The sequence below is a fragment of the Saccharopolyspora kobensis genome (assembly GCF_900108315.1).
Taxonomy (GTDB): domain Bacteria; phylum Actinomycetota; class Actinomycetes; order Mycobacteriales; family Pseudonocardiaceae; genus Saccharopolyspora; species Saccharopolyspora kobensis.
The window spans coordinates 1121999-1145313 of the sequence record NZ_FNVB01000002.1 but is presented as its reverse complement, the minus strand read 5'-3'; the positions used below and the strand labels follow the sequence as shown (position 1 = coordinate 1145313).

At 71.3% G+C, this 23315-nt stretch carries 22 protein-coding genes; 12 read left to right on the top strand and 10 right to left on the bottom strand.

Features of this window, described 5'->3' with window-relative positions; genetic code table 11:
• Positions 1-10 precede the first annotated feature (10 nt).
• Complete coding sequence (locus C4T78_RS05100; protein ID WP_093346631.1) at positions 11-1342, bottom strand: GntP family permease; 1332 nt, start codon at positions 1340-1342, stop codon at positions 11-13.
• A 202-nt stretch (positions 1343-1544) separates the two neighbouring features.
• Here C4T78_RS05100 and C4T78_RS05095 point away from each other — a divergent pair, with 202 nt between their 5' ends.
• The 4 genes from C4T78_RS05095 (at position 1545) to C4T78_RS05080 (ending at position 4987) form a co-directional block, all read left to right on the top strand.
• Positions 1545-1886, top strand: a complete 342-nt coding sequence (locus C4T78_RS05095; RefSeq protein ID WP_093346633.1) for an MmcQ/YjbR family DNA-binding protein — start codon at positions 1545-1547, stop codon at positions 1884-1886.
• Positions 1887-2243: 357 nt separating this feature from the next.
• The gene (locus tag C4T78_RS05090) at positions 2244-3455 is read left to right on the top strand and encodes a CaiB/BaiF CoA transferase family protein (protein ID WP_093346636.1); all 1212 of its coding nucleotides are present in this window, start codon (positions 2244-2246) and stop codon (positions 3453-3455) included.
• Complete coding sequence (locus C4T78_RS05085; protein WP_093346639.1) at positions 3455-4351, top strand: hydroxymethylglutaryl-CoA lyase; 897 nt, start codon at positions 3455-3457, stop codon at positions 4349-4351. The genes C4T78_RS05090 and C4T78_RS05085 overlap by 1 nt, the downstream gene beginning before the upstream one ends.
• 3 nt (positions 4352-4354) lie before the next feature.
• Complete coding sequence (locus C4T78_RS05080) at positions 4355-4987, top strand: IclR family transcriptional regulator (RefSeq protein WP_093346642.1); 633 nt, start codon at positions 4355-4357, stop codon at positions 4985-4987.
• Here C4T78_RS05080 and C4T78_RS05075 read toward each other — a convergent pair.
• The 3 genes from C4T78_RS05075 to C4T78_RS05065 form a co-directional block, all read right to left on the bottom strand.
• A complete protein-coding gene (locus tag C4T78_RS05075) occupies positions 4984-5649 on the bottom strand; it encodes a DNA alkylation repair protein (protein WP_093348422.1) in 666 nt (221 codons plus the stop codon). The two genes, C4T78_RS05080 and C4T78_RS05075, sit on opposite strands and share 4 nt — an antisense overlap.
• A gap of 103 nt (positions 5650-5752) precedes the next feature.
• Positions 5753-6343, bottom strand: a complete 591-nt coding sequence (locus C4T78_RS05070; protein WP_093346644.1) for a cysteine hydrolase family protein — start codon at positions 6341-6343, stop codon at positions 5753-5755.
• A gap of 69 nt (positions 6344-6412) precedes the next feature.
• Positions 6413-7222, bottom strand: coding sequence for an acyl-CoA thioesterase domain-containing protein (locus C4T78_RS05065; protein ID WP_093346647.1), 810 nt, complete (start codon positions 7220-7222; stop codon positions 6413-6415).
• Positions 7223-7409: 187 nt separating this feature from the next.
• Between C4T78_RS05065 and C4T78_RS05060 the strand changes: the two genes are divergently transcribed.
• Together C4T78_RS05060 and C4T78_RS05055 are read left to right on the top strand one after the other, a co-directional pair.
• A complete protein-coding gene (locus tag C4T78_RS05060; protein ID WP_177247396.1) occupies positions 7410-9911 on the top strand; it encodes a M14 family zinc carboxypeptidase in 2502 nt (833 codons plus the stop codon).
• Between the two features lie 136 nt (positions 9912-10047).
• On the top strand, positions 10048-11619 hold the full coding sequence (locus C4T78_RS05055) for an alkaline phosphatase D family protein (protein WP_093346651.1): 1572 nt from the start codon (positions 10048-10050) through the stop codon (positions 11617-11619).
• 66 nt (positions 11620-11685) lie between these two features.
• Here C4T78_RS05055 and C4T78_RS36905 read toward each other — a convergent pair whose 3' ends face one another.
• Together C4T78_RS36905 and C4T78_RS05045 are read right to left on the bottom strand one after the other, a co-directional pair.
• Positions 11686-12048 (bottom strand): ROK family protein, encoded by a 363-nt coding sequence (locus tag C4T78_RS36905; protein ID WP_107916145.1) that lies wholly within the window; start codon positions 12046-12048, stop codon positions 11686-11688.
• Complete coding sequence (locus C4T78_RS05045; protein WP_093346657.1) at positions 11988-12476, bottom strand: SixA phosphatase family protein; 489 nt, start codon at positions 12474-12476, stop codon at positions 11988-11990. The genes C4T78_RS36905 and C4T78_RS05045 overlap by 61 nt, the downstream gene beginning before the upstream one ends.
• Positions 12477-12638: 162 nt before the next feature.
• Between C4T78_RS05045 and C4T78_RS05040 the strand changes: the two genes are divergently transcribed.
• On the top strand, positions 12639-14306 hold the full coding sequence (locus C4T78_RS05040; RefSeq protein WP_093346659.1) for an acyl-CoA dehydrogenase family protein: 1668 nt from the start codon (positions 12639-12641) through the stop codon (positions 14304-14306).
• Here the strand turns inward: C4T78_RS05040 and C4T78_RS05035 are convergent.
• The gene (locus C4T78_RS05035) at positions 14297-14917 is read right to left on the bottom strand and encodes a TetR/AcrR family transcriptional regulator (protein WP_093346662.1); all 621 of its coding nucleotides are present in this window, start codon (positions 14915-14917) and stop codon (positions 14297-14299) included. The two genes, C4T78_RS05040 and C4T78_RS05035, sit on opposite strands and share 10 nt — an antisense overlap.
• 44 nt (positions 14918-14961) lie before the next feature.
• On the opposite strand from C4T78_RS05035, the gene C4T78_RS05030 reads away from it, so the two are divergent.
• Complete coding sequence (locus tag C4T78_RS05030; RefSeq protein WP_218161444.1) at positions 14962-15390, top strand: hypothetical protein; 429 nt, start codon at positions 14962-14964, stop codon at positions 15388-15390.
• Here C4T78_RS05030 and C4T78_RS05025 read toward each other — a convergent pair.
• Complete coding sequence (locus C4T78_RS05025; protein ID WP_093346664.1) at positions 15380-15949, bottom strand: GNAT family N-acetyltransferase; 570 nt, start codon at positions 15947-15949, stop codon at positions 15380-15382. The genes C4T78_RS05030 and C4T78_RS05025 overlap by 11 nt on opposite strands.
• Entirely contained in the window at positions 15946-16428 is a 483-nt protein-coding gene (locus C4T78_RS05020) for a GNAT family N-acetyltransferase (RefSeq protein WP_218161445.1), read from the bottom strand. The genes C4T78_RS05025 and C4T78_RS05020 overlap by 4 nt, the downstream gene beginning before the upstream one ends.
• A gap of 132 nt (positions 16429-16560) precedes the next feature.
• Here C4T78_RS05020 and C4T78_RS05015 point away from each other — a divergent pair, with 132 nt between their 5' ends.
• Together C4T78_RS05015 and C4T78_RS05010 are read left to right on the top strand one after the other, a co-directional pair.
• Complete coding sequence (locus tag C4T78_RS05015) at positions 16561-17319, top strand: SDR family NAD(P)-dependent oxidoreductase (protein ID WP_093149477.1); 759 nt, start codon at positions 16561-16563, stop codon at positions 17317-17319.
• A 180-nt stretch (positions 17320-17499) separates the two neighbouring features.
• Positions 17500-17760 (top strand): hypothetical protein, encoded by a 261-nt coding sequence (locus C4T78_RS05010; protein WP_143185727.1) that lies wholly within the window; start codon positions 17500-17502, stop codon positions 17758-17760.
• A gap of 6 nt (positions 17761-17766) precedes the next feature.
• On the opposite strand, the gene C4T78_RS05005 is transcribed toward C4T78_RS05010, so the two are convergent.
• The gene (locus C4T78_RS05005; RefSeq protein WP_093346670.1) at positions 17767-19155 is read right to left on the bottom strand and encodes an Nramp family divalent metal transporter; all 1389 of its coding nucleotides are present in this window, start codon (positions 19153-19155) and stop codon (positions 17767-17769) included.
• Positions 19156-19370: 215 nt separating this feature from the next.
• Here C4T78_RS05005 and C4T78_RS05000 point away from each other — a divergent pair, with 215 nt between their 5' ends.
• Positions 19371-20738, top strand: a complete 1368-nt coding sequence (locus tag C4T78_RS05000; RefSeq protein WP_093346672.1) for a hypothetical protein — start codon at positions 19371-19373, stop codon at positions 20736-20738.
• A gap of 94 nt (positions 20739-20832) precedes the next feature.
• Positions 20833-23196, top strand: a complete 2364-nt coding sequence (locus C4T78_RS04995; protein ID WP_093346675.1) for a xanthine dehydrogenase family protein molybdopterin-binding subunit — start codon at positions 20833-20835, stop codon at positions 23194-23196.
• The last annotated feature ends 119 nt before the right edge of the window (positions 23197-23315 follow it).

Here is a 23315-nt window from a genome sequence, read left to right as displayed (position 1 = left end):
CACGGGAGGCTCAGAACAGGAAGGCCATCAGCTGGATCGGGATCATGGCGATGACCGAGGCGGCCGAGACGGTGAGGGTCACCGACTTCAGCGCGCCGCGGGTGGTCTGCGGCAGCAGTGTCTGCAGGAGCCAGAAGGTGTTGCTGGTGGCGTGGATGACGAACAGCGAGCCCGCGCCCGCGGCCAGGGCGACGAAGACCGGGTCGATGCCCAGCATCGGCATCACCGGGCCCAGCACGCCGGCCGCGGTGATCGAGGCGAGCACCACCGAACCGACGGCGATGTGCAACACCGCCGCCACCGCCCAGACCAGCAGCAGCGGGACGAGCGTGTTGGTGGTGAAGTAGTCCTTCAGCAGCTCGCCGAGCCCGACGTCCTTGACCGTCTGCGCCAGCGAACCGCCCACGCCGGTGAGGATCAGGATCTGCCCGCTCTCGTGGAACCCGCGCTTGAACGCCGCTTCGGTCTGCTCCTTGGGCAGCTTCCAGCGGGCGATGGCCAGCGCGCCGACCAGGCCGATCAGCAGTGCGATGACCGGGTCGCCGAGGAAGTCGACGGCCGGGGAGCTGAGGCCCGTCATCTCGGCGATCGCCCCGAACGCGATCAGCGCCAGCGCCAGCAGCAGCGGCGCCAGCGACAGGGCCAGCGGCGGGAACCGGCGGTCCGCCGCGGGCTCGACGTCGGCGACCGGCAGCTCCTCGGTCTCGTCCAGCTTCGGGTTCCACAGGCCGCGCTTGGCCAGCGCGGTGAACAGCGCCAGCGTGGTGACGATGGTGAACACGGCGGTGACGAGGCCGAAGATGAACATCTTGCCGAACGGCAGGTTCAGCACCCCGGCCAGCGCGACCGCGCCCACGCCGGGCACCACGAACACCAGGCCGACCTCGATGCCCAGCGCCATCGCCGCGCACATCCGGGCCGCGCCGTGCGGGCCGATCTGCCGGGACAACCGGCTGGCCAGCGGCGCGGTGATCACCAGCAGCACGTCGGCGAAGATGGACTGCAGCACGGTGCCGATCGTGGAGCCGAAGGCATAGGGCAGCGTCTTCGGGCCGAAGAGGCGCACCAGGCGCTCGACCAGCTGCTCGATGGCGCCGAGCGAGGCCATCAGCGAACCCAGCAGCACGCCGAAGGCGATGAGCAGCCCCACCTCGCTCATCAGGTCGCCGAACCCGGTGGTGATCGACTTGATCGTCTGCTCCGGCCCCAGGCCCGACACCAGGCCGAGGTAGATCGCGCCGAGCACCAGCGCGATCGCCGGGCTGATCTTGACCCGGAGGATGAGCACCACGACACCGATGATGGTGATCGCGGTGTTGGCGAAGACAACGATGTCCGACATTCGAAGCATCCGATTCGTCGGGGCCGGCGCGCGGTCGGCTCCAGTTCTGCCGCGGGCAGCGCTTGTGCGCCGGGGAAGAGTTGTGCTCGACCGGCGGCGACGAAGACGGACCGGCACAGCATACACACGGCGGCGCGGCGATCAAGGCCGTCGCGGCAGGCCATCGCCGGTGCTTGTCGGTGGGGTGCGCGATGATGTCGGCATGGGTGTGGCCAGCAGCCGGTTCTTCCGGATCATCGAGGGACTCGCCGACGTCGAGCAGCGCGAGGGGCGGGACTACACGTCCTTCAGCGTGCGCGGCAAGGGCTTCGGCTACCACTGGCCGCGCACCAGGACGGTCGGCCTGAAGCAGACCCTGTCCGAGCAGATCGCCCTGGTCTCCGAGCGCCCCGACGTGTTCGAGGTCCAGTTCACCGCGGGTGGCTACGGCTGGGTCGTGGTGCAGCTGCCGAAGATCGCCGCCGACGAGCTCGAAGAGCTGGTCTACGAGGCGTGGCGCCTCTCCGCGCCCGAAGAGCTCGTCGAGGCGAACCCCCTGCGCTGACCACCTGGGGCGCAATTTCCATTGAAACCGCACGCGCAATTTCCATTGAAATTGCGTGACGCCCCCGCCCGTCCGCAGCGGAGATCGCAGGCCGGGCAGGGTCTTTCGGTGTCCGCGCCGCGTTGCGGAGCGTCTCCGGGTGGCTTCTCGCTGTAGCCGGTTCCGGAACTTCCTGGTGGACGGATCGCGGTGGGCCTTGTGCGGGCGGATTCGGGCGGCTACGTTCGCTGCTTGTCAGTTTTGGGAAGGGTTTCCCAAATAGTGGCAAAGCAGGGCTTGCGGAGGCGGACACCTCGTGGCCCACGGGCGCGCACATCGCCCTCCCACCGATCGCACGTGACAACAGGAGAGGACCCGATGACGTCCACGGGACACGGCCCGCTGACCGGAGTCCGGGTCGTCGAGCTGGGCAACTTCATCGCCGCGCCGACCGCGGGCCGCATCCTGGCCGAGTTCGGCGCCGACGTGATCAAGGTCGAGCGCCCGCGCACCGGCGACGAGCTGCGCAGCTGGCGGCTGCACGGCGGTGACGTGTCGCTGCTGTTCCGCGCCATGGCCCGGAACAAGCGCTCGATCACCCTGGACCTGCGCGCCGAGCGCGGCCAGGACATCGCGCGGCGGCTGATCGCGGGTGCCGACATCGTCCTGGAGAACTTCCGCCCCGGCACCCTGGAGAAGTGGGGCCTCGGCCCGGAGCAGATCCGCGCGGTCAACCCCGAAGCGGTGCTGGTGCGGATCTCCGGCTTCGGCCAGACCGGCCCGTACCGGGAGCGCCCGGGCTTCGGCGGTGTCGCCGAGGCCTTCGGCGGAGTGCGGCACCTGACCGGCTACCCGGGCCTGCCGCCGGTGCGCACCGGGGTCAGCCTGGCCGACTCGGTGGCCGGGCTCTACGCGGTGATCGGCGCGCTGATGGGCCTGCTGAGCCGCCGCGCCGGCCGGCCGGGCGAGACCGTCGACGTCGCGCTCTACGAGGCGATCTACTCGCTCATGGAGTCCTCGGTGCCGGACTTCGACGCCTTCGGCGTCACCCGGGAGGCCACCGGTCCGACCATCCCCGGCGTGGTCCCCTCCAACACCTACCAGTGCGCGGACGGCAAGTACGTGGTCGTCGGCGGCAACAACAACGCCATCTTCGGCAGGCTCATGCGGCTGATCGACCGGCCCGATCTGGCCGAGGACCCGCAGCTGCAGACCAACGTGGGGCGCGTCGAGCGCAGCGACGAGATCGACGCGGCGATCAACGCCTGGACCGCGACGGCGGACAGCCCGCGGATCCTGGAGCTGCTCGCCGGCGCGTCCGTCCCCAGTGGACCCATCTACGACGTGCCGGACATCGTGGCCGATCCGCACTACGCGGCGCGCGGCATGCACGAGCGGCACCCGGTGCGCATCGAGCAGGAGGAGACCCGCGAGGTGCTGTTCCCGGGCATCGTGCCCAAGCTCTCCGAAGAACCGGGCCGCACCCGCTGGCTCGGCCCGGAACTCGGCGCGCACACCGGTGAAGTCCTCGACGAACTGGGCATCCCGCCCGAGCAGGCCGACGAGCTGCGGACCGAAGGAGTGATCTGATGGTGCTCATCACCGAGGTGTCGCTGCGCGACGGGTTGCAGATCGAACCGGTGGTGGTGCCCACCGCGGACAAGATCCGGTTCGGCGAGCTGCTGGTGGACGCCGGCTTCCGGAGCCTGGAGATCGGCTCGTTCGTCAGCCCGAAGCGGGTGCCGACGATGGCCGACACCGCCGAGGTCGTCGCCGGGCTCGCCGGGCGGCCCGCGACCTTCCACGCGCTCGTGCTCAACGAGCGCGGTGCGCAGCGCGCGGTCGAGGCGGGTGCCACGCACGCGCGGCTGGTGATGTCGGCCAGCGAAGGCCACAGCGAGTCGAATTCCGGTGTCAGCACGGCGGATGCGATGCAGCGCCTGGCCCGCGCGGCGGAGATCCTGCACGACGCCGGAGTCAGCACCGAGGGCTGCATCGCGACGGCGTTCGTGTGCCCGTTCGACGGCGACACCCCGGTGGAGCGCGTGGTGCGCGTCGCCCGGCACTACGAGCAGATCGGTGTCGACGTCCTGCACCTCGCCGACACCATCGGCGCTGCCTCGCCCAGCGACATCACCCGCGCGGTCACCGCCGTGCGGGACGTGTTCCCGATCGAGCGGGTCGGCCTGCACCTGCACAGCACCTACGGCATGGCCGACGCCAACGCCTGGGAGGCCTACCGCTGCGGCATCCGCCGGTTCGACGCCGCGCTGGGCGGGCTCGGCGGCTGTCCCTTCGCGCCGGGCGCCACCGGCAACATCGCCGCCGACGACCTGATCCACCTGTTCCACCGCGAGGGCATCGACACCGGCATCGACGTCTCGAAGCTCCCCGACCTGCGCGAGCACCTGGCCGGACTGGTCGGGCACGCGCTGCCGTCGGCGCTGGCGAAGATCCCCGCCGCACCGGCCGAAGTGCGGCGCTAGGCGATGGCCGAACCGTTCGCCACCGGTGTCGGGGTGCTGGACCGCTCGGTCGCGATCCTGGACTGCGTCGAGAGCAACCCGATGGGCACCAGCGACCTGGCCAGGGCTCTCGGGCTGACGGTGTCCACCGCGCACCGCCTGGCCACCGCGCTCGTCGCGCACGGCCTGCTGCGCCGGGACGCGGCGGGTTGCTTCCACCTCGGGCCGCGCTTCGCGACCTCCGCACTGGCCGAAACGGCGCAGCCGGTGCTGGCGGAACTGTGCGCGGAGACGGGGGAGTCCGCGCAGCTGTGGGTGCGCCGCGCCGACCGCCGGCTCTGCGTCGTGAGCATCGAATCGGCCGAGGAGCTGCGCGCCAGCCAGCCGGTGGGCAGCCTGCTGCCGTTTCCTCGCGGCTCGGCGGCGCAGGTCCTGCTCGGCGAGCAGAACCCGGACGGGTGCGGATGGGTCGAGAGCGTCGAGGACCGCGCGCCGGGCGTCGGATCGGTCAGCGCGCCGGTCCGCCTGCACGGCGACACCGTGGCGGCGGTGTGCCTCTCGGCCCCGACGCAACGCCTGCGGCCCAGCCCCGGCCGGTGCTTCGGAAGCCAAGTCGTCGCCGCCGCGGCCCGCATCGAAGCAGCGTTGCGGGCCTAGCTCTGGCGGCGCACCATCTCGTTGATCCAGATCGGCGCGTACGGGGATGTGCAGTTCGGCGGGGTCGGGTAGTCCTTGAGCACCTCCAGGCGCTCGCCGATGTCGAGCGCGCGGGCGCGGTGCTCGGCGTGGTCGATCCCGATCTGGGCCAGGCAGCTGTTCATCGCCCACTGCAGGCGGGGCGCGGCGTCCTTCATCTCCGCCTCGATGACGTCGAGCAACCCCGCCAGGTCGAGGCCAGCGGGCTTCTTGGCCACGCGTTCGGTGGTCAGCGCCCACCCGGCGCCGGCGATGACCGGATCCGGATCGGCGGACCAGGCCAGGCGCAGCTCCTCGGCGTGCGGGCTCTTCTTCACCACGTAGTTGACCAGCCAGTCGTGCACTTTCGGGGTGCGCGCCTCGCGCAGCATGGCGTCCAGCTCAGCGCGCTCGAAGGCCTTCGGGCGGCAGATCAGCGTCGCCAGCAGCCGTGCCGCGGAGTCGCCGGTCGCCCACAGCTCGCGGGAGAGCTCCTGCTGCGTCTTGAGCCGCTTCGCGATCGCGCGCAGCTTGCCGAGGTTCACGCCGTGATCGTCACCGTGCTTCTCGTTGACCGCGCGCATCTTCGGGTCCTCGAGCTCGGCCAGCTCGGCCAGCACCTCGGTCACCGCTGTCTCCGCCACCTCGGCCCCCTGTCCGTCGCGCGGGAGGTTCAGCTTACGCGAGACCACGATGACGGAGGTGGCGGCCAGGTGCCCGCCCGGGCACCGGGCGGGCACGATCCGGTCATTCCGCTGTGCCGGTGAGCTCCGCGACGGTGCGAATGGTGGCGAAGCGCCCGGACAGCGCGTACTCGGTGCGGGCGATGATCTCCGCGCTGTGCAGCGTCCGCGGGTCGGCCAGCAGCTCGGCCACCGTCTGGTCGGCCGGGGCGTCGCGGTGCGCGATCGGGTTCGTCGCCGTCGCATCGGTCACGAACGTGACGTCGTAGCCGAGGTCGGAGGCCACCCGGGTGGTGGTCTCGCAGCACTGCTCGGTGCGGATGCCGGCCACGCCGAGCTCGCGGATCCCGCGCTGCGTCAGCAGCTGGTGCAGGTTCGTGGTGGTGAAGGCGTTGTGCGAGGTCTTGGTCAGCAGCGGCTCGCCGTCGGCGGGCACGAGCCCCTCCTGGAGCCGGTTGTGGCCGTTGACCGGGTCGAACACGCCACCGCTGCCGGGTTCGCTGTGCAGCACCCAGACCACCAGGTCGCCCTCGGCGCGGGCGAGGTCGACCAGGCGGTTGACCTTGGTGACGATGTCGGGGTTGGAGATGGCCTGCCACAGCGGCCGCTGCCGGAACGATTCCTGGACGTCGACGACGAGAAGTGCTTTGTTCACAGCCCGGAGTCTTCCCGGCCGCGCCGCGACCGGGAAGGCACGATCACGGCGCAGGCCGGAACGATCCGGTCATCTGCTCGCGGGATTGGCCACGGCGGTCAGCGCGCTGAACCCGATCGGCCCCTCGGTGTCGTGGAACGTGCAGCTGCCCGCCGCGATGCCCTCCGCGCTGAGCTGCCCGGTCGCCTCGACGCCGATGACCTCGCCGCGCGGCAGCCGGCCGAGGGTGAGCGTGTAATCGGCGTTGATGAACTCCAGCGTCCCGTCCTGGCCGAAGTTCACCAGCGGACTGGCGAAATCGCCCGCCAGCGCGACGCGCACGAGCGGCGACATCGCCTCTCCCGCCACCAGGTCGCACCGGTCCCGCACCCACGCGCGGCGCGGCCCGCTGGCCCGCCAGTCCGCGGTGGGCTTGCCGTCGGTGTCGAGGATCCACACGTCGAACGGCGGGATCCAGCCGTGGGGATCCGGGCGGGGCGGGCCGAGCTCGCCCGGCGCCGGAGCGTCCCAAGCGGACGTGGCGGGAATGGTGCCCGCGGGCTGCTCGCCGCGGCGCAGCATGACGGCGCTCGCCCGCGCGACCGGCGCGTCCCCGGCCAACACCGTCGCGTCGACGACCCGGATGCGGCGGCCGTCGCGGACGCGCCGCGTCTCCACTCGCACCGGGGCGAGCTTGGCGCTGCGGAACAGATCCACAGTCAACCGGCTGAAGTGCAGGTCCGGGTCGCCGTGCTCCCGTTCCAGGGCGCGCGCGAGCAACCCGCCGAACAACCGCCCGTGCATCATGTCCGGCGCCCACGGGCTGTTCGCGTGCGGAGCCGGGACGAGCTGGTCGCCGTCCGGGGTGAAGAACGGTTCGCCACGGGTGGTTTCGGACATCGATCCTCCTCTGCCGCTTGCCGCGACCCTATGCCACGGGCCGGGCGCCGGAGCGCGGTCGATCTTCGCCTCATCGGGGTGAGCAACAGTTTCCGTTGTCCCGTTCGAGTCCTTCCGGAGCTTGCGACCGGATTGACGGCGTGATCGACTCGCTCGTCGATTCCGCACCCTAGCGATGGACGGTCACATGGCGATGTTCACGTTCCGGGGATCCGGCCGCTCGAAGTGGTCAACCGGCGCAGCCGCGCTGGTCGTGTCCCTGCCGCTGCTCGCGGCGCCGCAGGCGGCCGCGGCGCCGTCCTGCGACCCGTTCACGCCGCCGGTGGTCGACGATTCGGTGCCGACGGCGCGCGAGGTCCTGGGCACCGACCTCGGCGAGCGCGAGGTCACCACCGAGGAGTCCGACACCTACCTGCGGGCGCTCGCCGAGGCCAGCCCGAACGTCGTCGACGGCGAGCTGGCCACCTCGGTGCAGGGGCGTCCGCTGCGCTACGCGGTGGTCGGTCAGGAGAAGTGGGTGCGGCGGGGCGCGCTGGAGAACATCGGCAGGCAGCTCAACAGGTTGCGCGACCCGAACACGCCGGAACCGGTGGCGCAGCGGATCATCCGCGACACTCCCGCCGTGCTGTGGGTCGCCGGGAACGTGCACGGCGACGAGGAGAGCGGCACGGACGCGGCGCTGCGCGTGCTGTACGAGCTGACGGCCCGCACCGACTGCACCGCGCAGAGCATCCTCGACAACGCGGTCGTGGTGGTGCTGCCGACGCAGAACCCGGACGGGCGGGAGGCCGACACCCGCCGCAACGCCTACGGCTTCGACATGAACCGCGACTGGTTCGCCCGCACCCAGCCCGAGACCGAGGGCAAGCTGGAGAAGCTGCGCGAGCTGCCGCCGCAGATGTTCATCGACGCCCACGAGATGGGCAGCCCGGACTACTTCTTCCCGCCCAACGCCGACCCGGTCTACCACGACATCGGCGAAACCCCGCTGAACTGGGTCTACGACGTCTACGGCCCGGCGATGCAGCAGGCGTTCGGCCGCTTCGGCATCCCGTACTTCAACGGCGAGTCCTACGACCTGATGTACCTCGGCTACGGCGACACGGTGCCGCTGACCGGCTTCAACGCGGCCGGGATGACCTTCGAGAAGAACTCCGGCGATCCGGTTCCGGAGCGGGTCGGCGAGCAGTACACCGCGATCTGGGCGACGCTCATGGCCGCCGGGGCGCAGGACCGGCAGCTGCTGGCCGAGTGGCGCGGTGAGCACCTGGAGGCGCAGCGGCAGGGCGCGGCCGGTGAGCTGGAGCCGAACCAGCTCTACTGGAACGACGGAGAGATCACCAACCCGGTGCCCGACATCGCGGTCAAGCACTACTTCCTGCGCACCGACGACCCGGCGAAGTCCGCCGAGGTGCAGCGCCTCGCGCGACGGCTCCAGCGGATGGACGTCGACGTCTACCGGTTGACCACGCCGCTGGAGGTCCCGGACTACACCGAGTACGGGCGCGCGGAGCAGCCTGCGACGCTGCCCGCCGGGACGCTGTGGATCCCGATGGCGCAGGGCCAGAAGCACTGGGTGCAGGCCATGCTCAACGAGAACAGCTACGTCCCTTTCCCGTACTTCTACGACGTGACGGCCTGGAGCGGCCCGCTGGTGGAGAACATCAGCGGCGGACGTTCGGGAGCAGACCTGCGGCCGCGTGCGATGCCGTTGCCGGAGCAGCCGGAGCCGGTGGCGCGGCCGGTCGTCGACGCGCCGCGCACGGCGCTCTGGCAGCTGCCGGGCGGCAGTGCGGCGACCGAATCGGCGGGCTGGCTGCGCTGGTGGCTGGACGAGCAGCGGATGGACTTCGGCGACCTCACCGCCGAGCAGATCGCGGCCGGTGCGCTCGCCGGTCGCGACGTGCTGGTGATCCCGAACGGTTCGGACCAGGAGGCCTTCGACGCGCTCGGGGAGCGGGGCCGGGCCGCGCTGACCGAATGGGTCCGCGGCGGCGGAACCCTGATCGCGCTGCGCGACGCCTCGCGGCTGGCGGTGCGCCTGGGCCTCACCTCGGCGACCTACGCCGAGCCGACCTCGGACATCCCCGGCGCGCTCATCCGGATGCAGATCGACCAGGACAGCCCGCTGGCCGAGGGCGTGGGACCGACGGCGTGGGCGATGTACGAGTACGAGGCGGTGTGGTCGGCACCGGAGGAGTCGTCGGTGGCGGCGTTCCCCGCCGAGGGCGATCCGGACTGGTACGTCTCCGGGTTCGCCGAGGGCGCCGAGCAGCTGCACGGCAAGACCGCGGTCGTGGACGAAGCCGCCGGCAGCGGACGGGTGGTGCTCTTCGGCTTCGACCCGAACTACCGCGCTTTCACCAACGGCACGGCCAAGCTGCTGCGCAACGCCATGACCGGGCCGCGACCGGCGAACGCGCCCCAGGCCGCTGCGGCCGTCCGCGCGGAGCCCACCGCGGCAACGCCGGGCCGGCTGATCCTCTCGGTGCGTCCGGCCGTCGCCGATCAGGTGCAGCGGCTGATCGGCGAACGCGGTGGCTCCGCCGAGGTGGTGCGCGGGCCGGGGCTGGTGCGCTTCAAGGTCGACCTCGGTGGGCTGAGCGCCGACGAGCACCCGTGGGCGCGGCGGCTGGCCGACCAGGTCGCCGGGTTCGGCCGCGACGTGGTGGCGATCAGCCTGCCGTGACGGCGGTTCGGGCGGGCTCGCGGCCAACTCCGGCCGCGGGCTCGCCCGGCGTTCATCTCCGCGACGGGTGAACGCGATCTTCCGGACGCCCGTGATCTGCAGAATCGGCCCGTTGTCCGATCGGAAGGAGCAATGCATGCCCGGGAAGCTGAATCGCCGCAAGGTGCTGAGCATCGGAGGTGCGGGCGCGGCCGCGGTCCTGCTGGGCACGGGTGCGTGGAGCAGCGCGGCGGCCGACGTGCGGCTCCGCGGCGGTTACCCGTTCTCGCTGGGCGTGGCCTCCGGTGATCCGCTGCCCGACGGCGTGGTGCTCTGGACCCGGCTGGCACCGGAACCGCTGGCCGCGGACGGTTCCGGCGGCATGCCCGCCAAACCCGTGCAGGTGCAGTACGAAGTGGCCACCGACGAGTCGTTCCGCGACGTGGTGCGGCGCGGTTCGGCCACCGCGACCCCGGAGCTCGGGCACTCCGTGCACGCCGAGATCTCCGGCCTGCAGCCGGGCCGCGACTACTTCTACCGCTTCCGCGCCGCCGGCGAGCTGAGCCCGGTCGGGCGCACCAGGACCGCGCCCGCCGACGCCGCCGCGCTGGCCTCGTTGTCGTTCGCCTTCGCCTCCTGCCAGCACTGGAAGGACGGCTTCTTCACCGCCTACGAGCACATGGCGGGCGAGGACCTCGATTTCGTCGTGCACCTCGGCGACTACCTCTACGAGTACGACCAGACCGAAAACAAGCGGGGCGTGGCGCTGGGCTCGGAGTTCAAGTCGGAGACCGCGAGCCTCGACCGCTACCGCCTGCAGTACTCGCTGTTCAAGAGCGATCCGCACCTGCAGTCCGCGCACGCGGCGTTCCCGTGGATCACCACGATGGACGACCACGAGGTGGACAACAACTGGGCCGGGGAGATCTCCCAGGACGACGACGACACCGCGGTGTTCCTGCGGCGGCGGGCGGCGGCGTTCCAGGCGATGTACGAGAACCTGCCGCTGCGACGCACCGCGATGCCCGACGGCCCGAACGTGCGGCTGCACCGCAGGCTGAAGTTCGGCGACCTGGCCGACCTCACCATGATCGACACCCGCCAGTACCGCGACGACCAGCCCTGCGGCGACGGCTCGAAGTACGACTGCGCCGAACGGCTGGACCCGCGCCGCACCATCCTCGGCGAGCAGCAGCGGGAGTGGCTGCTGGACGGCTTCTACTGGAACCGCTCGAAGTGGCAGATCCTCGGCAACCAGGCGCCGATGGGCGAGACCGACCTCGACGCGGGCCCGGCGAAGAAGCTGTTCATGGACCCGTGGGACGGCTACGTGGCCGAGCGCAACGCGGTGCTGGCCGGCGCCGCCCACCGCGGCGTCCGCAACCTGGTGGTGATCACCGGCGACCGGCACCAGAACTACGCCTGGGACCTCAAGCGCGATTTCGATGACCCGGACTCGCCCACGGTGGCCAGCGAGTTCGTCGGCACCTCGATCAGCAGCGGCGGCGACGGCGCAGACATGACCGAGGAGGGCCGCACGATGCTCGCGGCCAACCCGCACATGAAGTTCTTCAACGCCCAGCGCGGCTACGTCCGCTGCACCCTGACCCCGGAGCTCTGGCGCAGCGACTACCGGGTGGTCCCGTACATCGAGCGCCGGGGAGCACCGATCTCGACCCGGGCCACCTACGTCGTCGAGAACGGCCGCCCCGGCGTCCAGCCGGCCTGACGCGACGCGGCGGCCGATCCCGGCACAAGGCGGGGTCGGCCGTCGCTGGTCAACTGGCCAGGAGCGTCACGACAGGGTGCGGACGTTCTTGCTCAGGGTGCCGGGAGTTCGCGTGAGCTCGGCGAGCCCCGCGTCGGCTGCCAGTGCGACTGCGCCCAGCACGGTCGCCTCGTTGCCGAGCTGGCTCGTCGTGATCGGGGTTTCCCAGATGAGCCTGCGCACCGCGTCCTGCACGCCGGGCAGCAGGATGTGGTTCTGCCCGACGCCGCCGCCGAGGACCACCAGCTCCGGGTCGAGCACCGCGACGGTGGCGGTAACGAGGTTGCCGAGGCCGGGCGCCGCCGCGCATCCGGCGGCGCCCAGCGGGTTCAGCCGCGCGGTTTGGCGAATTCGACTGCGGTGGCGCTGTTCTCGCCGATGGCCGACCACGGGCTGGGGGTGCTGAGGACCGCCACCGCCGCGGTCTTGAGCACTGCGGGTTCTCCGGTGAGCAGGCTGACCAGGTCCTCCAGGCCGGGGTTGTGGCCGATGACGGCTGCGGTCATCACCGTTTTCGGGATCTCGTGGACGACCAGCAGGAGTTCGCGCGCCGAGGCCACGTAGATCCGGTCGTCGTGCGTCACCACCGGCTCGGCCGGGATCTCCGGGGCCGCCAGCTCCCAGGTCTGGCGGGCGCGCGTGGCCGGTGAGCACAGCACCAGCTCGACCGCCGCCGCGTGCTTGCGCAGCCAGCGGCCGAGGGCCGGTGCGTCGCGGCGGCCGCGCTCGGCCAGCGGGCGGTCGAAGTCGTCGGCGTCGTCCGGCCAGGCCGATTTCGCGTGCCGGATCAGCACCAGCTCGCGCTGCGCATCCACCATGTCGCCCCACCTGCTCGCCGAGGTTGCCACTTCACGGTATGCCCGGGCGCCGGGCGACGCTGCCCGTTCCGGATGGCGGAAGGGATTGAGTCGGCGGGAGTCTCAGCGCGCGGTCGATTCGGTATTGGACAGCTCGGTCGGGGCGGTGGAAACGTGCTGGGCATGAACTTCGCCGATCTCGACCCAGCGCTGCGACCCCTGCTGACCCGGCACGTCGGCTCGATGGACCGGGTGGAGCCGGTGCTGCGCGACGTCGGCGCGGTGGCGGCGGGACGGCTCGACGAGCTGGCCGCGGTCGCGGAGACCAACCCGCCGCGGCTGCGGCAGTACGACGCGGCGGGCGAACGGGTGGACGAAGTGATCTACCACCCGGCCTACACCGAGATGTCGCGGCTGGCGTTCGAGCGGTTCGGGTTCGCCGCGATGTCGCACCGGGCGGGCGTGCACGGCTGGCCCACCGAGGTGCCGCACGTGGTCAAGTACGGTCTGTCCTACGTGTTCGTGCAGGCCGAGTTCGGGCTGTTCTGCCCGGTTTCGATGACCGACTCGGCCGCGCGGGTGCTGCGCAGGTTCGGCGACCGATCGCTGTTCGCGCGCGAGATCGACGGGTTGAGCTCCCCGCACTTCGACTCGCTGCTGACGGGCGCGATGTTCATGACCGAGAAGCAGGGCGGCAGCGACGTCGGACGCACCGCCACCGAGGCGACCCCGGCCGGTGCGCACTGGACGCTGCGCGGCCAGAAGTGGTTCGCCTCCAACGTTTCCGCCGACGTGATCCTCACCCTCGCGCGGATTCCGGGCGGCCCCGAGGGCACCAAGGGGCTCGGGATGTTCATGGTGCCCCGGCTGCGCCCGGACGGAAGCCGCAACACCTACCGGATCGACCGGCTCAAGGACAAGCTCGGCAGCCGCTCGATGGCCAGCGGTGAGGTGACGCTGGAGGACTGCTACGCGCTGCCCGTCGGCGATCTCTCCCGCGGGTTCCTGCAGATGGCCGAGATGGTCAACGTCTCACGGCTGTCCAACGCCATGCGCGCGGTGGCGCTGATGCGGCGGGCGCTCACCGAGTCGGTCGCGCACACCCGCGGCCGGGTGGCCTTCGGCAAACCGCTCTTCGACCAGCCGCTGATGCGCAAGACGTTGCTGCCGATGCTGCTGCACGCCGAGGCCGGCCTCGGGTTCGTGCTGGAAGCCGCCGCCGCGCTCGACCGGGCCGACGCCGGGAACGCCGACGCGCGCAGGCTGATCCGGGTCATGACGCCGCTGGGCAAGTACCACCTGTGCAAGTTGGCGCGCGTGGTGACCGGCGAGGCGATGGAGATCCGCGGCGGGAACGGCTACATCGAGGACTGGATCAACCCCAGGCTCCTGCGCGACGCGCACCTGGGCTCGATCTGGGAGGGCTCCAGCAACGTGATCGCGCTGGACGTCCTGCGCTGCATCCGCAAGGACCGCGCCCACGAGCTGCTCGCCGATACCGCGCAGCAGCGCCTGGAGCGCATCACCGACCCGGACGCGGCTGCCGGGGCTGAACACCTGGTGTCCGAAGTGGACAAGGTGCGTGCGCTCGGCGAGTCGTTGCTCGCCGCCGACGACGAGTACGCGCAGGCTCTGTGCGGCGAGTTCACCGACCTGGCGGCGCGGACGACGATGGCGGCGCTGCTGTTCGAGCAGGCCGACCACGAAGCCCGCACCGGCCTGGGCTACCGGAAGCTGCTGGTGGCCAACACCTACCTCCACCACGTGCTGCGGTCCTCCGACCCGGTCCCGGCGGCCTTGCGCTGGCTGGACGAACTCGTCGACGGGGGAGCGGTGCCCGCTCAGGTCTGATCGTCGGTGAGTCGTGCGTCGGTGACCAGGGCGCACGCCGCATCCGCGAAGTACTGCTCGTCGGCGCCGGGTGCGAGCCCCAGGTTGACGCCCTGGGTGAGTCCGACGAACAACGCCCTGAGCGCCGTCGTCAGGCGCTCGGCTTGGTGCCGGGTCACGGTGCTTCCGTCGTGGGCCCGCCCGGTGAACAGCTCGACCAGGTGGTTCTCCTGCGCTCGGACGGTCTCGGCGAGCTGTGCGGCCAGGCCCGGATCGTGCAGGGCCATGTCCAGCAAGGTGAGCTGGAGCGACTGCACGGACAGCGCATCGGGCGCGTCGCAGCTGCGCCGCTGGTGCCGGGCGAAAGCGCCGACCGCGGCGATCAGGTCCAGCTCGCCGGGCACTGCCTGCTCGATCTCCGCGTAGTGCGGCTGCAGGCGGTCGGCGACCAGCGCGACCACCAGGCCGTTCTTGCTGCCGAACAGCGAGTAGATGGCGCCGGTGGTCAACTCGGCGCGCGCGGCGATGTCTTCGAGCTTGGCCCGGTAGCCGTCCCGGGACACCACCTCGAACGCGGCGTCCAGCAGGGCGCGGCGGTTGTCCTCCTTGGCCTGCGCTCTCGTCTTTCGCATAATCAGATTATAGTCGTAATCAGATTACGACTGGAGGGGTGCTCGTGGAACAAGCGCGGACCGCGGTGTCGGCGGGGAAGTCGCAGGTGGCCGGGATCGTCGCCGACGGCGCGTTCAAACTCGCGTTCGCCGCTGCCTGCGCGATCGGTGCCGCACCGCTGGGTGAGCTGCTCGGAGTGCCCGGCTGGCTGATGATCGCCGCCGGTGCGGCCCTGCTGTCATGCGGCGCGATGGAGCTCGGATACCTGCGCAGCCGGACGAGGCGCACCTACCTGCGCCTCATGATCGCCTACGACGGCTGCTGGGTGCTGGCCACGCTGGTGGCCCTGCTGCTGGCACGGCTGGGCAGCAGCGCGGGCGGCGAGGTGTGGATCGGCTACCAGGCAGCGGCTCCGGTCGTGTTCGCCGTCTGCCTGGCAGCCGCCGCACGGCCGGAACGAGCGGCGGCGCCGGATCGGGAAGTCAGTCCCTGAAGGGCAATCGCCACACGACTTCGCCGTCGTGGATGTCGGCCGTCGGCTGCAGGCCGGCGGCCTCGGCGACCGCGGCCGAGGCGCGGTGTCGCGGGTGGACGTGGGCGAGGACGCCGCGCACCGGCAGTCGGCGGAGCCAGTCGACCAGGGCGAGCACGGCTTCCTTCGCGATGCCGCGGCGCTGCCACCCGGTGCCCACCATCCAGGCGATCTCGGCCGCGGGCCCGGGGTACCCGGGGCCGATCGTCGCCTGCACCGCGCCGACGAGCCGGTTCTCGGCGCGCAGCCGGATGACCCAGTTGCACCACGACACCTCGGGATCCGGCGAACCGGCCAGCATCCGCTCGTAGCGGGCGCGCAGTTCCGCCGCCGTCAGCGGGACGCCGCCGATGAACTCGTAGAGCTCCGGGGAGGCCAGCACCGCCGACATCTCCTCGGCGTGGTCGGCGCGCAGCGGCTCCAGGTCGAGCCGGTCGCTCCGGAGCGCGGGCGGTTCCTCCAGGAGCGTCCGGAGGCGGATCAGCTCCCGGTCGGTGGCCGACGACCGGTGCTGGTTCATCCCAGCGCCTTCTCGAACCAGTGCTCGGCGTACGGGCCGTCGTTGAAGGCCGGGACCTCCTGGTAGCCGTGCCTGGCGTAGAGGCGGCGGGCTTCCACGAGGTCGCTGCGGGTGTCCAGGCGGATCGCGCGGTAGCCCAGCTGCTGCGCGTGCTGCTCGACCTCGGCGAGCAGCCGGGCGGCCGCGCCGCGCCCGCGCACCTGCGGCCTGATGTACATCCGCTTCAGCTCGGCGATCCCGGGTTCGAGCTCGCGAATGCCCACGCAGCCCACGAGTTCGGCCTGCGCGCGGGCCACCAGGAAGACACCGGTCGGCGGGTGCAGCCCGGCGTTGGGATCCTCGGCGATCGCCTCGTCCACCTCGGCGTCGGTCGCCGGGCGGCCGTAGTACCGGCTGGCCATCTCGTCGGTGTACTCGCGGAGCAGGCCGAGGACGTCCGGCCGGTCCACTGCGGTGGGCTCGATTCTCCAAGTGCTCACGATCCGATTCTCGCCCGGTCGTCCACCGGATATAGGCCGGGCCTTCGGCTCCGTTCGCGAACCGGACTTTGACCCCTTCCGCGCGAGCTGCCTTGAATGGGCCGAGCACACCGGTGTGGAGAGGATCAGCGCATGCGTCTGGAAGGCATTTCGGCGGCGGTGACCGGCGGCGCGTCCGGTCTGGGACTGGCGACCGCGCGGAAGCTGGCCGGGGCGGGAGCCACCGTCACCATCATCGACCTGCCCGCCTCCCCGGGCGCGGAGGTCGCCGCCGAGCTCGGCGCGCGGTTCGCGGCCGCCGACATCACCGACGAGCAGCAGTTCGCCGCCGCGCTGGACGCAGCCGACGAGGCCGGGCCGCTGCGCGCGCTGGTGCACTGCGCCGGGCGCGGCGCCCGCATCCGCCTGGTGGAGAAGGACGGCGAGCCCGGTGCGCTCGAACCCTTCGAGGACGTCATCCAGCTGAACCTGATCGGTTCCTACAACGCGCTGCGCCTCGGTGCGGCGCGGATGGCCAAGCACGACGCCGTGGACGACGAGCGCGGCGCGATCGTGCTGACCGCGTCGGTCGCCGCGTTCGAGGGGCAGATCGGCCAAATCGCCTACACCGCGTCGAAATCGGCCATCGTCGGCATGACGCTCTGCGCGGCGCGGGACCTGGCGAGCAAGGCGATCCGGGTGTGCACCATCGCACCGGGCATCATGGACACCCCGCTGCTGGGCCGCCTGCGCGAGGACGTCCGCAAGTCCCTGGAGGACTCGGTGCCCAACCCGAAGCGGCTCGGCGACCCGGCCGAATTCGGCGCGCTGGCCTGCAACATCCTGGAGAATCCCTACCTCAACGGGGAAACCATCCGGCTCGACGGCGCGATCCGGATGGCTCCCCGCTGAGTCCGTGTCCAGGGGCTTTGGTCCCATCTGCGCTCCGGGTCCGGGCCCGGAAGAATCACCGCGCCAGGGGTTCTCGGGCGTTGTGCCCGGTTTGTACTGTGGACTGGTAGTCAGTTCTCCATCGGGCGAGCGTCGCCGCGGTGACGCCCGCCCGACCCCACCCATCGGAGGCGGTGCGACATGCGTCCACCCTCGCGCGGCCTGGCCGGATCGGTATTGGCGGTAGCGTTCCTGCTCGGTGCGCCCGCGCTCGCTTCGGCGCAGACCCCGGTCGACTGCTCCGACCTGCAGGACCCGGCGCAGTACTCGGCCTGCCTGGACCAGACCAACGGGCACGAGCACACCGGTGACCACCACTCGCAGCACGGGGACGAGCACGCGCAGCACCAGAGCGAGCACGCCCGGCACCACAACGAGCACCACCCGCACGGCCACCGCTGACCGCGCTCAGCTGAAGACGTTCACCAGGCTGTAGGCGCCCAGCAGGCTGATCGCGATGCTGCTGACCACCAGCAGGGTGTTGAACGCGCGCGAGCCGCGCAGCCGCCGGTCCACCTGCGTGTTGCGCAGATACCAGGTCGCCACCACCACCGCGGGCAGGAAGATGCCGGTCATGATGCCGCCGATCTGCACCATGACCACCGGTGAGTTGATGAACAGGTAGGTCGCGCCCCACACGATCGGCAGCGCGACCGTGAAGCCGCGGATCCACCTGCCGCGCGACCGCGCGTCCGACCAGTCCAGCACGCCGAGCGTCGCGAGCACGTTGACGTACATCCGCGACCAGCTCGGGATCGACGCCCACAGCGTCGATCCCAGCACCGCGATCGCGCCGACGAGGAACCCGATCGCCGCCCACTCACCGATCACGTCGGTGTACATCTGGGACAGCGTGGTGATCATCTCGTTGCCCTCGAGCACCAGGCCCTGCGGGTTGAGCACCGCCGCACCCATCACGAAGAACGCCAGCGTGCTGAACGTGTAGATCACCCAGGACAGGAAGACGTCCTTGTACATCACGCGGATCCAGCCGCGGGCGCGCCGCTGCCACTCCTCGCTGCCGTCGTCCGGCCCGACCCAACGGGCATAGCCCTTCTCGACGCACCAGTAGGTGTAGAACGTGATCTCGTCGGCGCCGACGCCGGTGATGCCGAACATCGCCACCGCCGCGCCGATCGCGCCGACCGGGATGGTGAACGTCAGCCCGGAGAGGAGATCGCCGCCGCCGTAGCCGAAGGGCGTGAACGGCAGGCCGAGGGCGATCACCACGGTGGCCACCGAGAAGACCGCGACCAGCGCGAAAGCGCCGCGCTCGATCAGGTTGTAGCTGTTGGAGTACAGCAGCGCGATGCTGCCCACCACGACGATGAGCGTCCACACCGCCAGCGAGGTGAAGCCGAGCGGATCACCGCCGACCGGTATCAGCATGCTCAGCGCCACCGCCGTGCCGCCGACGATCCCGCCGACCTGCAGCAGCTTGGACAGCGCCATCAGCATCCACAGCAGATTGATCCAGCCGATCCGGCCGATCTTCGGCGGGACCTCGTTGAAGCCGGTCAGGGCGGGCTTGCCGGTGATGATGGTCCAGCGGGCGAGCTCGGCCTGCACGGCCACCTTCACCGCGGTGGACAGGATCACCATCCACAGCAGGGCGAAGCCGACCTCGGCTCCGAGCGCGGTGGTCGCGATCAGTTCGCCGGAACCGACGATGGAGGCGCTGACGATCAGTCCCGGACCCAGGTACCGGAGGCTGGCCTTCCAACCGGTGGGCGGTTCCTTGATGCCGTCAGCGGTGAGCAGGTACGGGTCGTCGGTGGTCGCATTGGGTGCACCCATCAGGCACTCCTTCGTGCAGCTGGGCATTTTCACATCTGTGAAGGGGCTGCGATGGATGTGAAAGCTACAGTCGCGGACATGGCCGGTCAACGGGCGGCGAGGCAGGTTTTCGATCGACCCGCAACGGGCATCTCGGAAGCACGACCCGCACCCGGAGTGCGGTGTCGCGATCCTCTGTGGACTGCGTCCGGCCGCACCGAGGCGAGGTGGGACATTTGCGACCAGCACGTGCAGTCGCTTCCTTCGACTCCGCGACGGGGATGCTCCGGGCCCTGTCGCGCTTCCTCGCCGGCCAGGACATCCCCGCGATCGGCCAGGCGCCGAGAGCGCTCGAACCGGTGCTCGGCGCCGTGCTGGCGGGTGTCAACCGGCTGCCCGCGCGATGGGCGGACCAGCTCTACGCGGCCAGCGGCGTGAGCGAGGCGCTGCCGCCCAACCGGCTGGGAGAGGTCGATTCCGACGAGCTCGCCTCCTGGGTCGTCGACCAGTACCCGAAGCGCCGGTACCCGGTGGTGTTCATCGGTGCCTCCAACGGTGCCGCGGTGCACCTGGCGGCGGCGCTGGACGCGCCGTGGTTGCCGCAGACCGTGCTGATCCCGGTGCGGCGGCGCGGAGTGGACCGCGACGACCCGCAGGCCGAGCTGGAGGCGGGGCGCGCCCCGGCCGAGCGGCTGCTGGCCGCCAACCCGGACCTGGTGCTGCACCACATGCACGATCCCAACCAGGACCGGCTGATGATCAGCGGGATGTCCTACTTCCGCGTGAAGTGGCGGCGCTTGCCGGACGCCTACCGCCGGTTCCTGCGCGACCACCTGATGGCCGGTGGCGCGGTGGTGACGGTCGAGTGCGGACTGTCGTGGCCGGTGACCCGGGTCGGTCCGCGCCACGTGTTCCAGTTCGGCGCCCTGGGCGGCGCGTCCGAGGAGGAGTACCACTCGGGCGGGCCGAGGGTGGCCGACCTGCTGCGCCGCTACGGCGCCCACCGCAGCCGCTGGTGGCCCCCGGAACCCGACGAGCGGGCACCGGAAGCCGAGTGGGGTTTCGAACCGGGCCTGCTGACCGACCTGGGCGAAGCGGCGGACCAGCAGCAGTTCTCGTTGCGGCGCATGCCCTTCGACCACCCCGAGCGGATGAGCCCGCTCGTCGCCGACCTGCACCGCGCCTGGTACGCGGAGCGCGGTCTGCCCGCCGACCGGCTGCTGGTGGAGTCCTTCCTGCTGATGGAGCCCTGGTGGACGCTGCGCACCGGATCGGTGCCGTTCTGGATGGCGTTCAACACCGAGGCCTCGCACCGCGCGCTGAGCGACTTCCTCGACACCCGGGACTTCGAGGAGATCCGCCTGATGCTCTTCTCGCACGGCACCGAGTCCATCGGGCTGGCGGGCATCGACGAGTGGCGGCGGTTGCTGCAGCGGGCCGGGCGCCGCGGAATGCTGCTCGGGGTGGACCCGCGCGCGTTCCCGAGGGACTTCGCCGGTCTCGTCCGGGCGCACCGCGAGCTGACCCGGGTGCGGCCGTGCTGGGAGCTGCCGCCCCCGCGCCGGTTGTCCGACGTGGAGTCGCTGTTGCTCGCGGAGCGCTGACCGGGGAATTTTTCCCGCGCGTCGGCTGTTGATCCACTCCGGCCAACGGTGGATTTCGCTGCTTCGAGTCGGCGTGACGGATAGGGTTTCGTACATGGTGGGTTCATTGCTGGGGACCGAGGTCCAACGGGTCGAGGACCCGGAACTGCTCCGCGGCCGGGGCACTTACGTGGGCAACCTGGACATCGCGGGCGTCCTGCACCTCGGATTCGTCCGCTCGCCGATGGCGCACGCCCTGATCACCGGTATCGACGTCGCGGCGGCCGCCGCCGCGCCCGGTGTCGTGGCCGCCTTCGCCGCAGCCGACCTGGACGTCCCGATCCCGCCGGCGTTCGGCGGTTTCAACCCGCTGTGCGCACGCCCGCCGCTGGCCACCGACCGGGTGCGGTTCGTCGGCGAACCCGTCGCGGTCATCGTGGGCGAGAGCGCCGCGGCGGTGGCCGACGCGATCGAGCTGGTCGACGTCGACTACGAACCGCTGACCGTCGTCGCCGACCCGGAGCGCGCGCTGGACCCGGCGGCCGAGCAGCAGTTCCCGGAACTCGGCTCCAACATCGCCGGTGGTTTCCGCGACCCGGCCGGCGCCGAGGTGCTCGCGGACGCGGAAGTGGTGGTGCGCGCCCGCATCGAGAACCAGCGCGTGGCGGTGGTGCCGCTGGAGGGCAACGCGATCGCGGTCGAGCCCGGCGGCCCGGACCAGGACTACGACGTCACGGTGCACGTGTCCACGCAGATGCCGCACGGGCTGCGCGACGGTGTGGCCGAGGCCTTCGGCTGGGAACCGCAGCGGGTGCGGGTGATCTCCCCGCACGTCGGCGGTGGTTTCGGCGGCAAGGCGGGAGTGGTCTCCGAGCACGCGGTCGCGATCGCGGCCGCAGTGCGCCTGGGCCGCCCGGTCCGGTGGGTGGAGACGCGCTCGGAGAACATGCAGGGCATGCCGCACGGACGCGCGCAGGTCCAGTTCGCGGAGCTGGGCCTGCGGCGCGACGGCACCATCACCGGGTTGCGCTGCCGCGTGATCGGCGACTGCGGTGCCTACGCCGGTTTCGGCGGCTCCCTCGCGCTGAGCTCGACGCGGATGATGGCGCAGGGCGTCTACAACATCCCGAAGATCAGCTACGACGGGGTGGCCGCGCTGACCAACACGACGCCGGTGGGCGCGTTCCGCGGCGCCGGGCGGCCGGAAGCCGCCGCGATGCTGGAGCGCATGATGGACCTCGCGGCCGCGGAACTCGACATGGACCCGGTCGTGCTGCGGCGCAAGAACTTCCTCGCCCCGGAGTCGTTCCCGTACAAGACGCTGCTCGGCGCCACCTACGACAGCGGCGACTACGCGCTGCCGTTCGACGAAGCCCTGCGGCTGGCCGACTACGAGGCCCTGCGCGCCGAGCAGGCCCGCCGCATCGAAGCCGGGGAGAAAGTGCTCCTCGGCATCGGTACCAGCGCATACGTGGAGATCACCGGTGGTGGCGCGGGCGAGTACGCCGAGGTCGAGGTGCACGAGAACGGTGCCCGGATCAAGGTGGGCACCTCCGCGCACGGGCAGGGGCACGCGACGTCCTTCGCCATGATCGTGTCCGACGCGCTGGGCATCCCGCTGGAATCCGTCGAGTTCGTCCAGTCCGACACCGCCGAGGTGCCGCGAGGTGGCGGAACCGGCGGATCGCGGTCGCTGCAGATCGCCGGGAGCGCGGTGCAGGAGGCCGGCGGCCTGGTGCTGCGCAAGGCCAAGGAACTGGCCGCGGCCCGGCTGGAGGCCTCCGTCGACGACATCGAGCTGACCGACGGCGGCGAGCTCGGCGTGGCCGGTGTGCCCAGCGCGACCATCGCCTGGGCGGAACTGGCCCGCGCGGCGGCCGAGGACGGTGACCGCCTGGCGGCCAACGTCGACTTCGCGCCGGGCGGTGCGACGTTCCCGTTCGGCGCGCACGTCTCGGTGGTCGAGGTGGACGTGGAGACCGGTCACGTCCGCCCGCTGCGGCACGTCGCGGTGGACGACTGCGGCCGGATCATCAACCCGATGCTGGTGCGCGGGCAGCAGCACGGTGGTGCGGCGCAGGGCATCGCCCAGGCGCTGTGGGAGCAGGTGACCTTCGACGCGGAGGGCAACCCGGAGACCGGCACCCTCGCCGACTACACGATCCCGTCGGCGGCGGACCTGCCCTCGTTCGAGGTGACCAACACCGAAACCCCGAGCCCGCTGAACCCGTTGGGAGCCAAGGGAATCGGCGAATCGGCAACGGTGGGCTCGACACCCGCGGTGCAGAACGCGGTGGTCGACGCGGTCAAGCACCTCGGCGTCCGCCACATCGACATGCCGACGACACCGGAGAAGGTCTGGCAGGCGATCCAGCAGGGCGCCGCCGCGACGTACTGGCAGGAGCCCCCGGCGGCCTTCGCCGACCTCCCGGCCCGGGACGAAACCACCCCGGAAGACGCCGAAGAAGCAGTCGTCTGACCGCTCGCGGAGGCACTTCCGGAGAACCTGGAGGTGCCTCCGCTCTCCGACCTGCCAGGATCCGTGCTGTGGGCGATGTTCGGCACGTGCGGTTCCAAGCGGCGGCCAGCGACCAGGAC

Coding starts and splice junctions, on each gene's coding strand:
- C4T78_RS05100 (WP_093346631.1), bottom strand. CDS start 1,342: ATGTCGGACATCGTTGTCTTCGCCAACACCGCGATCACCATCATCGGT.
- C4T78_RS05095 (WP_093346633.1), top strand. CDS start 1,545: ATGGGTGTGGCCAGCAGCCGGTTCTTCCGGATCATCGAGGGACTCGCC.
- C4T78_RS05090 (WP_093346636.1), top strand. CDS start 2,244: ATGACGTCCACGGGACACGGCCCGCTGACCGGAGTCCGGGTCGTCGAG.
- C4T78_RS05085 (WP_093346639.1), top strand. CDS start 3,455: ATGGTGCTCATCACCGAGGTGTCGCTGCGCGACGGGTTGCAGATCGAA.
- C4T78_RS05080 (WP_093346642.1), top strand. CDS start 4,355: ATGGCCGAACCGTTCGCCACCGGTGTCGGGGTGCTGGACCGCTCGGTC.
- C4T78_RS05065 (WP_093346647.1), bottom strand. CDS start 7,222: ATGTCCGAAACCACCCGTGGCGAACCGTTCTTCACCCCGGACGGCGAC.
- C4T78_RS05060 (WP_177247396.1), top strand. CDS start 7,410: ATGGCGATGTTCACGTTCCGGGGATCCGGCCGCTCGAAGTGGTCAACC.
- C4T78_RS05055 (WP_093346651.1), top strand. CDS start 10,048: ATGCCCGGGAAGCTGAATCGCCGCAAGGTGCTGAGCATCGGAGGTGCG.
- C4T78_RS05045 (WP_093346657.1), bottom strand. CDS start 12,476: ATGGTGGATGCGCAGCGCGAGCTGGTGCTGATCCGGCACGCGAAATCG.
- C4T78_RS05040 (WP_093346659.1), top strand. CDS start 12,639: ATGAACTTCGCCGATCTCGACCCAGCGCTGCGACCCCTGCTGACCCGG.
- C4T78_RS05035 (WP_093346662.1), bottom strand. CDS start 14,917: ATGCGAAAGACGAGAGCGCAGGCCAAGGAGGACAACCGCCGCGCCCTG.
- C4T78_RS05025 (WP_093346664.1), bottom strand. CDS start 15,949: ATGAACCAGCACCGGTCGTCGGCCACCGACCGGGAGCTGATCCGCCTC.
- C4T78_RS05015 (WP_093149477.1), top strand. CDS start 16,561: ATGCGTCTGGAAGGCATTTCGGCGGCGGTGACCGGCGGCGCGTCCGGT.
- C4T78_RS05010 (WP_143185727.1), top strand. CDS start 17,500: ATGCGTCCACCCTCGCGCGGCCTGGCCGGATCGGTATTGGCGGTAGCG.
- C4T78_RS05005 (WP_093346670.1), bottom strand. CDS start 19,155: ATGGGTGCACCCAATGCGACCACCGACGACCCGTACCTGCTCACCGCT.
- C4T78_RS04995 (WP_093346675.1), top strand. CDS start 20,833: ATGGTGGGTTCATTGCTGGGGACCGAGGTCCAACGGGTCGAGGACCCG.